This is a genomic window from Natrialba swarupiae, from assembly GCF_008245225.1.
In the GTDB taxonomy this organism is placed as follows: domain Archaea; phylum Halobacteriota; class Halobacteria; order Halobacteriales; family Natrialbaceae; genus Natrarchaeobius; species Natrarchaeobius swarupiae.
The window spans coordinates 21,534-29,921 of the sequence record NZ_VTAW01000037.1 but is presented as its reverse complement, the minus strand read 5'-3'; the positions used below and the strand labels follow the sequence as shown (position 1 = coordinate 29,921).

Annotated in this window: 7 protein-coding genes; 2 read left to right on the top strand and 5 right to left on the bottom strand. The window is 61.3% G+C overall.

All coding sequences use genetic code 11. The features are described from left to right. Positions 1-113 precede the first annotated feature (113 nt). Complete coding sequence (locus FYC77_RS18290) at positions 114-875, top strand: IclR family transcriptional regulator (protein WP_149082940.1); 762 nt, start codon at positions 114-116, stop codon at positions 873-875. Between the two features lie 261 nt (positions 876-1,136). Here FYC77_RS18290 and FYC77_RS18285 read toward each other — a convergent pair whose 3' ends face one another. Continuing rightward, positions 1,137-2,006 (bottom strand): SMP-30/gluconolactonase/LRE family protein, encoded by an 870-nt coding sequence (locus FYC77_RS18285; protein WP_149082939.1) that lies wholly within the window; start codon positions 2,004-2,006, stop codon positions 1,137-1,139. A 391-nt stretch (positions 2,007-2,397) separates the two neighbouring features. Next, positions 2,398-3,171, bottom strand: coding sequence for an SDR family NAD(P)-dependent oxidoreductase (locus tag FYC77_RS18280; protein ID WP_149082938.1), 774 nt, complete (start codon positions 3,169-3,171; stop codon positions 2,398-2,400). Positions 3,172-3,865: 694 nt separating this feature from the next. On the opposite strand from FYC77_RS18280, the gene FYC77_RS18275 reads away from it, so the two are divergent. Further along, positions 3,866-4,909, top strand: a complete 1,044-nt coding sequence (locus tag FYC77_RS18275) for a zinc-dependent alcohol dehydrogenase (RefSeq protein WP_149082937.1) — start codon at positions 3,866-3,868, stop codon at positions 4,907-4,909. Between the two features lie 817 nt (positions 4,910-5,726). On the opposite strand, the gene FYC77_RS18270 is transcribed toward FYC77_RS18275, so the two are convergent. From FYC77_RS18270 to pstC, 3 genes are read right to left on the bottom strand one after another with little or no spacing between them, the layout of a single operon-like run. Further along, positions 5,727-6,584 (bottom strand): phosphate ABC transporter ATP-binding protein, encoded by an 858-nt coding sequence (locus FYC77_RS18270; protein WP_149082936.1) that lies wholly within the window; start codon positions 6,582-6,584, stop codon positions 5,727-5,729. Beyond that, positions 6,581-7,441: a PstA family ABC transporter permease gene (locus tag FYC77_RS18265; RefSeq protein ID WP_149082935.1), complete on the bottom strand. Its 861-nt coding sequence runs from the start codon at positions 7,439-7,441 to the stop codon at positions 6,581-6,583. Before FYC77_RS18265 ends, FYC77_RS18270 begins: the two co-directional genes overlap by 4 nt. After that, positions 7,441-8,382, bottom strand: a complete 942-nt coding sequence (gene pstC / locus FYC77_RS18260) for a phosphate ABC transporter permease subunit PstC (protein ID WP_149082934.1) — start codon at positions 8,380-8,382, stop codon at positions 7,441-7,443. Before pstC ends, FYC77_RS18265 begins: the two co-directional genes overlap by 1 nt. Positions 8,383-8,388 lie beyond the last annotated feature (6 nt).

Genomic DNA, 8,388 nt, shown 5'->3' with positions numbered 1-8,388 from the left:
AATCTCCTTTCCTCGGCTTCAGCTTGTTACCAAGCACAGCCTAGCCTCGCCGCTGTCGTCCATTTTCAATAGAGCAGAACAATCTATTTATGAGTTCAGTGTGAGATGGATGTATGGCAGAACCGAAACATCCAGTCCGAACCGTCAGCCGGACGTTCGAGATCCTCGAGGTGATTCAAGAACTCGACGGCGCGGGCGTCTCGGAGATCGCAGACCGTGTCGACATCGGCAAGAGTGCGGTCCACAATCACCTGACGACGCTCGCGAACGAGGAGTACGTCGACAAGGACGGCGACCAGTACTACATCGGGCTATCGTTTCTCGGTCTCGGTGCGTACGCGAGAAACCGAACGCCGATCTACGACGCCGCGAAAGCCGAGGTGGACAAACTCGCGGACGAGACCGGCGAACTGGTGAACCTGCTGGTCGAGAAAAACGGAATGGGTATCTACCTTTACCAAGCGAAAGGCGACAACGCGGTCGAACTCGATACACACGAGGGAAAGCGAGTTCGACTGCACTGTACCGGACTCGGGAAAGCGATCCTGGCGTTTCGGCCAGACGAAGAGGTCGAGCGCATCCTCACGGAACACGGACTCCCCGCGGAGACGAGTCACACGATCACGGATCGCGAGGAGTTCCTCGCGGAACTCGAGACGGTGCGCGAGCAACGCTACGCCGTCGATCGGGAGGAACGACTCAACGGCCTGCGGTGTATCGCGGCCCCGATCACCGACGACACAGACCGTAGTATCGCGGCCGTCAGCGTCTCCTGTCCCGTCCATCGGGTCGGCGACGACAGGTTCTACAACGACCTGCCGGAGGCGGCCCTCGGCACGGCGAACGTGATCGAACTCGAGTACAACTACTCCTGACGATGGACGAACGCCCCCTTCCATCGGCGACGACGTCATCGCGACGAGCGGACTCCAAGTAGGGACGACGAGCAGAAACGCCGATATTCTCCGCTCGAGAACGACGTGGTACGAGAGTGCTTTGGCCAGCCTGCACTGCAGGGTCGAATGCGGTGGTGTGGTCCGAGTCGTCCCTGCAGTCGACGCCTGGCGGAGTAATAGTGTAGATTTGGTTCGTCTCGGAATTACAACGCCATATTGCGGCGTGGACAACGGGACGCGTCACTCGAGGGCGATCCGCGACCGAAACTCCGGTACCCCGCTCACGCCGACGTCGGGGACCCGAAACACCGCGCCTGCGCCCTCGCCTTCCGTTTCGCGGTCGCCGTCGGTGAGCGCGGTCGTCAGGTACAGGTCCTCGTACGTTGGTCCCCCGAACGTAACCGAGGCGACCTTCCGTGCGGGGAGGTCGATGGTGTCGACGTCCCTGCCGTCGGGCTTGTATCGTACGACCCGACCGCCGTCCCAGCGCGCGGACCAGACGTAGTCGTCCGCGTCGACGGTCATGCCGTCGGGAACGCCGTCGCCGTCGCCCGTCTCGAGGAACGTCCGTCGGTTCGTAAGCGCGCCCGTCTCCCGGTCGTAGTCGAACGCGTACACCGCGTGAGCCTCGGACTCGGTGAGGTAAAACGTCTCGAGGTTTCGAGAGAACCCCATTCCATTTGGAATATCAATATTTTCGATGACGACGGTCGCGGTGCCGTCGGGCTCGAGGCGATAGAGGTCGCCCAGCTCGTCGTCGCCGGGCATCGTCCCGCAGAATACCCGACCCTCGGGATCCGCGATAACGTCGTTGAACCGGGTCTCGGCGTCGATCTCGACCACCGGTTGCGCGATGTCGTCGCCGGGCTCGAGCCGGCTGACAGTACCGTGGGTGAACAACAGCAACGCGCCGTCCTCCTCGATCGTGTACCCGCCGAGCGGGACGCCGTCGGTCTCGTAGACGAGTTCGTACTCGTCGCGTGCGGGGTCGTATCCGTAGAGTTCGCCGGCCGGAATGTCGACCCAGTACAGTCGTCGATCGTCGGGGTGCCATAGCGGCCCCTCACCGGTGTGAGCACGGGTATCCGCAATACGCTCTCGTTCGGGCATAGTCATTATTGTAGGGCGTTTACACTTGAATCTGTACTCATTGATTCCCCTCGCTCGCAAAGCGGCCACCAGCAGTGGTTGGGTTGGCACTCGACTGTGTCCGGGAGTGCAGCGGTTTCGACGACGATCGCAACACTGCGACGATATCGGGAAGCTGTTTTGCGAACGATCGATTCACGGCACTTCGGTTGATCGTTGCACAACCACTCCGTTTCATATACTGTATAGTAAAATGGTAAAAGGGATAAGCCACGCGAACGATGTCAGTTCGATTCGGTATCCCAGGAGACGATCCGTACCAGTTTGCTGCTGATCTATCTCTTCGCAACTCGGTTCGCACCAACACGACGACCACACGTGAGTTTGGTCGGTTGTCGACGTGGAGCGGGCCTCAGAACGCACTCGGTGCAAATCCGCCGTCGACCGTGAGCACTTCGCCCGTGACGTACGACGACGCATCGCTCGAGAGGTAGATCGCCGTGCCGACGAGTTCCTCGCGCTCCCCGACGCGACCCAGCGGCGTTCGCTCTTGAATTCGCGTCCGTTTCTCGGTCCCCGCGGCGTAGGTGTCGGCGTTCTGTGGGGTGATGAAGAAGCCGGGTGCGATGGCGTTGACTCGAACGTCGGGTGCGAGTTCCTTCGCGGACGCGCGGGTAAACGCCTCGACACCCCCTTTCGCCGCCGAGTAGGCGGGCAGGTTCTCCATCGCCAGCCGCGCCGCGAGCGAGGAGATGTTCACGATGCTTCCGCCCTCCTCCATCGCCGGGGCGAACGTCTGCGTGACGCGCCGAACGCCGTCGAGTGCGACGTCGGTCACGAACCCCCAGTCCTCGTCGTCGATTTCCAGGACGTCCTCGCGGGAGATCGCGCCCTGGGAGGCGACCACGACGTCGATTCCGCCGAGGGCCTCCTGGGCGACCTCGCGAACCCGCTCGAGCGAGTCTCGGTCGGTGACGTCACACGGTACCCGGGCCGTCTTCGCACCGTGGTCCTCGAGGAGGTCGGCGGTCTCGTCGACACGGTCCTCGCTTCGACTCGTGGCGATGACGTCGGCACCGTCGGCGGCGAACCCGACCGCAATCGCCTGGCCGAGTCCGCTGGTTCCGCCGACGACGATCGCTCGTTTGCCCGTTACGGTTACCGGATGGTGTACGTACTCGTCCATACGTCAGCTACACGGGTCCATCTACGAATAGGTTTCCACGATCGCAAGCGGTGAATCCATCGTTACACTGATTTCGATACTGTCTCGTCGATCCGTCTCGACCATCTGTTCGACGATACTATTCTGTAGTAGAGAACGCTACTCTACAGTGTTTCCTAACATATTCTGTCCTCGAGATGTCCCGTGTTCCAAATCGACCCTCTGGAAACGCGGCTGGATGAGTCCCCTTCGAGCCGAACCTGGTGTGTGGCTTCGTTTCACCGCGTTCGACGGAGTCGGGGAACTCCATCATTACACGTGTATGGTTGTAATTTTCCGAACGGGATGGAGACGCGAAACTGACCGATAGCTCGTATGACGCGGTTCCGATTCGAATATACGATACGTATGTCGTCTGCCCTCCCGTCGTCGAGAACGGTCTGCAGACTGGTACACCCTCTCTATAGTGCTCCGACAAGCGTCGACTGCAGGGATGACTCGGACCACACCACCGCATTCGACCCTGCAGTGCAGGCTTGCCAAAGCAATAGAGAACGCACTTGTTGTACTGATGAACGTATGTTGATAAATAATCCGAATAACTCCATAATCGAGTAACAGCACAACGGGATGAGGACGGCCGATGGCACCTCCGACTCGTACTGATCGACCGACCGTCCAACAGAATTATACTGACCGCTGGCCGAGTCGAGGTATGCGCGCACTTGCCAAAACGAGCCGTGAGTACGGCGCGGTGGAACTCGTCGATCGGTCGCGACCCGAACCCGCTGCCGACGAGGCGTTGATCGAAGTCGACTACGCCGGCCTCTGTGGAAGCGACGCAGGTATCTACAAGTTCAAGTCCGCCTTCGAACGGATGAGCTTGCCGACGGTGATCGGCCACGAGTACACCGGCCGCGTCGTCGAGGTTGGTGACGACGTCGCCGGCCTCGAGCTGGGTGACCGAGTCGTCGAACGGCCGATCCGTAGCTGTGGTTCCTGTTACCAGTGTAAGATCGGCGAGGAAAACGTCTGTCAGGACGCTGTGATCACCGGCGTCGACCACGACGGCGCGTACGCGGGGTACATCTCGGTCCCCGAATCGGCGCTACAGCGCGTCGGCGACGACGTCGACCCGCGCCACGCCTCGCTGGTCGAACCGACCAGCATCGGGGCACGAGCGGTCGTCCACAACTCCCGCGTCGGCGCAGGCGATCGCGTGATGGTCGCCGGTCCTGGTCCGATCGGTCTCCTCACGGCTCAGATCGCCGACGCACAGGGGGGTGACGTCGTCGTCGCGGGGGTCGGTAACGACGTCAGCTATCGCCTCCCACTGGCCGAGGAACTTGGATTTCGGACGGTCAACGTCGAGGAAGACCACCTCGAGGCCGTCCGCGAAGAACTGACCGACGGGGTCGGCTACGACGTCGTTTTCGATACGACGGGCCACCCGTCCGGGCTGACGATGGCCGTAGACGAGGTTCGCAAGGGCGGACAGATCGTCGTCGTCGGACAGACGGGCGAGACGACGATGCCCTACTCGCCGCTGGTCCGGTCGGAACTGGACCTGCAGTGTTCCTATGCGTCTACCTACGAGGATTTCGACCGATCACTTCGGCTGATCGCCACGGGTGACGTCGACCTCGAGACCGTCCTCGACGATCGCTACTCGCTGCTCGAGGTCGACGAGGCGTTCGAAGCGTTTCTGGGCGGTGAGACGTGCAAGCCGGTGTTCGACGTGAGTTTGCTCCGAGAGTGATCGCCGAGCGTTGCGTGGCGGCGAGTTACTTTTCGAATTTGTCGGTGCGAATCTATAATAGGGTATATGATATTAGTCCCTATTGCTGTATATTCCATCACTATATTTATCCGAACGAACTGCGTTGCGGACGGTTCCGATCGATTGCATCGTGTTTGCCGCCAACTAAACGTATTGACGCCGATTAACCGATCTCGACACAAACATCGGTAGTCGTCAAATGGTGTTCCGCTGAGAGGAAAGGGGAGTCAACGAACCGAGTCTATGAAACCCACAATTCGAGCATTGTACCGACTCTCCGCCCGGATTGACACTGGTCTTGTGTCGGTGCCATCCGTGAGGTGGTTTGAACGGCAATTCGACACTATGGAACAGATATACAGATATAGTATATAGATATGGATACCGATAGCTTTGATGTCCACCGGAGTCTAATTCGAGTGGCGAGGGGGCGAGCCTGTCGGAACATCTGTCTGCATTCGTCTCGTGATCCCTCGAGTTTGATCCCACAATTTCGACTCGACGACGCTGTTCGGCTGCGGCGTCGAGTCCACACGGGCTGGCGTCGACGGACCGAGGCGAACGGCGCTCTCGTACGCTCGAGGCAGTCACCGCTGTCGGCGTCGGCGCACGCGAGTTCCCCGACGACGTCGAGATCGACGTCCGACGCTCCTCGGGCAGCTACGGAACCGCCGATCGGACCTGATACGGACTGCGATGAGTTTATCTAGGCCGATCGCAGACCGACGAGCGATCGACCGACAATCAGTCATCGCAAACCGTATGAAACGACCAACTGGTCGAACGCCCCCTCGAGCTACCGTTCGGCTGGAACCGGCTCGTCTGCCGGTTCCGATTCGGCTTCGGCGTCGTTCTCGTTCGTCTCGTCGCCGTCGGTCTCGGCGATGGTGTGGCCCCTGACGAACGACCGCGTTCGTTCACGCTGTGGGTTTTCGAAGAACGATCGGGTGTCGTTCGACTCGACGAGTTCGCCGAGGTAGAGAAACACCACTTCGTCCGCGAGCCGTCTGGCCTGGTCCATGCTGTGTGTGACCATGACGATCGTGTACTCCGTCTTCAGTGACTCGAGCGTCTCCTCGACCCGTTCGGCCGAGATAGGGTCGAGCGCCGAGGTCACTTCGTCACAGAGCAACACGTCGGGTTCGACGGCGAGCGAGCGGGCAAGACAGAGCCGCTGAATCTGGCCGGTCGACAGTTCGGCTGCGGGCGTCTCGAGACGGTCACGAACCTCCTCCCAGAGGTTCACCTTCCGCAGGTAGCTCTCGACCAGGTCGTCGAGATCCGATTTCGACTCGTAGTCGCCGTGGATCTTCACGCCGTAGGCGACGTTCTCGTAGATCGACAGCGGTAACGGCGTCGGCGTCTGCGGAACGTAGCCGATCCGTCTGCGAATCTCGGGTGCCGGCTCGTCGGTGTCGTAGATCGAGCGACCCTCGAGGAGGACGTCACCCGAGACGTCGACGTTCGACTGGATGTCGTGGAGGCGGTTCAGCGACTTCAACAGCGTCGACTTCCCACAGCCGGAGGGGCCGATGATCGCTGTCAGGCGGTTTTCCGGAAACTCGACGTCGACGCCTTTCAGCGCCTCGACGTTGCGATTCCCGGTGTACGTTACGGCGAGGTCGTCCGTTCGAAGTGCGATCTGTTGGCTCATGAGTGTCTTCCTCCTGGTGCGTATCGTGCGAACCGTCCGGCGAGTAGCTTCGAGAGAAAGATTAGCGCGAGGACGGCGACGATGAGAACGAACGACGCCGCGTACGCGTGTGACCGAACCTCAGCGTTGAACGACGTCGACTGATCGAAGATGAGAATCGGCAGGGTCGTCGCCGGTTCGAAGAGACCGGCGGGCATCTGGGTGCTCCGACCGGCGGTAAACAGCACCGTCGCGGCGTCGCCGATCCCGCGGGCAAAGCCCATGATGATTCCGGCGATGACGCCGGGCAGCGCCGCACGGACGGTCATCCGCGCCGTCTCGAATCGTGTCGCGCCGAGTCCGTACGCCGACTCCGTGACCGTCTCCGGCGCGGACCGCAGCGCCTCGTCGGTGTACCGGGTCATGATCGGGTACTGGAAGATCGCGATGGCGACGATACCGAAAAACAGGCTGGTCCGGGCGCCGACGGCGATGATCACCGTCAGGACGAAAACCCCGTAGACGATCGGCGGCGTCGCCCAGAGCACGTTCAGGAACATGTTCACGGTATCGGAGAACCGCTCGCTCGAGTAATCACTCTGGAGGTAGATCGCCGTCGAGATGGCGAGAACCATCGAGACGACCGTCGCGGGACCGACGATGAAGATGCTCCCGAGGACGGCGTGGAGGAAGCCACCGTCTCCCTCGAGCATGTACCGCGATCCCGGCGGCGTAAACACGATCGACGGATCGCCGAGGAGCGCGGCGCCACCTCTGACGATCGTCACGCCGACGACCAGAAGCATGACGCCGACGACGAGTGCGGTCGCAGCCCGGACGAGCACGCCGAACAGCCGCTGTTTGACGTATCGATCCATCAGTACTGCCACCTCCGTCTGAGTCGCCGCTGGACGAGCATGGCCCCGAAGTTGAAAAACCAGACGACGACGACCAGCATGAGTCCGACGAAGATCAGCGCGGACTGGGTGATCGGGATCGACATCAACTCGCCGAAGTCGCTGACGATCAGCGTCGGGAGCGTCTGTCCCGTCGCGAACAGCGAGTCCGGCATCTGCGTCTGGCCGCCGATGAGCATGGCCGGGACGATCGTCGCGCCGAAGACGCGTCCGAAGCCGAGCAGGACCGCCGAGAAGATACCCGGCCCCGCCGCACGCAACAGGACCGATCTGATCGTCTCCAACTTGGTCGCGCCGACGCCGAGGGAGGACTCGCGCAACTCGTCGGGGAGGGCCTCGAGGGACTCGACGGACAGCGAGATCATGAACGGCGTGACGACGATCGCCATCACGAGGCTGACGGTGAAGATACCCAGACCGGTCGCGCTGGCGCCGACCGCCGGAGCGAGGTAGTTACCGACGAACGGAACCACGACGAGCAACGCGACGAGTCCGAAGATGACGCTCGGAATCGCGGCGAGTACGTCGATGAACGACGAGACGATTACTTTCAGCCGTCCCTCGGCGTACTCGGCGATGTAGATCGCCACCAGGATCGCGATCGGCGTCCCCATGAGCATCGAAAGGGCGGCCACGTAGATCGTGCCGACGATCGCTGGCAGGAAGCCAAACTGGTTCTGTGACGGATCCCAGTTCGCCGACGTCAACATCTGCACCAGTGAGTACTCCGCGAGCAGCGGCAGCGACCGGTGGACCAGCGTCAGGACGATCAGACAGAACAGTCCGATCGCGAAGTAGCCGGCGCCGCGAAGCCAGTAGCTACTCAGTCGCTCGACGAGCAGTCGCCGGCCGAGGCGATCCGATCGTCGATCGGCGTCTCCCGATTCTATCGATTCCTCCATCGGTCA

Bases quoted from the DNA above. Each gene is read 5' to 3' on its own strand.
- FYC77_RS18265 (WP_149082935.1), bottom strand. From the start codon at position 7,441: ATGGATCGATACGTCAAACAGCGGCTGTTCGGCGTGCTCGTCCGGGCT.
- FYC77_RS18280 (WP_149082938.1), bottom strand. From the start codon at position 3,171: ATGGACGAGTACGTACACCATCCGGTAACCGTAACGGGCAAACGAGCG.
- FYC77_RS18285 (WP_149082939.1), bottom strand. From the start codon at position 2,006: ATGCCCGAACGAGAGCGTATTGCGGATACCCGTGCTCACACCGGTGAG.
- FYC77_RS18270 (WP_149082936.1), bottom strand. From the start codon at position 6,584: ATGAGCCAACAGATCGCACTTCGAACGGACGACCTCGCCGTAACGTAC.
- FYC77_RS18290 (WP_149082940.1), top strand. From the start codon at position 114: ATGGCAGAACCGAAACATCCAGTCCGAACCGTCAGCCGGACGTTCGAG.
- FYC77_RS18275 (WP_149082937.1), top strand. From the start codon at position 3,866: ATGCGCGCACTTGCCAAAACGAGCCGTGAGTACGGCGCGGTGGAACTC.
- pstC (WP_149082934.1), bottom strand. From the start codon at position 8,382: ATGGAGGAATCGATAGAATCGGGAGACGCCGATCGACGATCGGATCGC.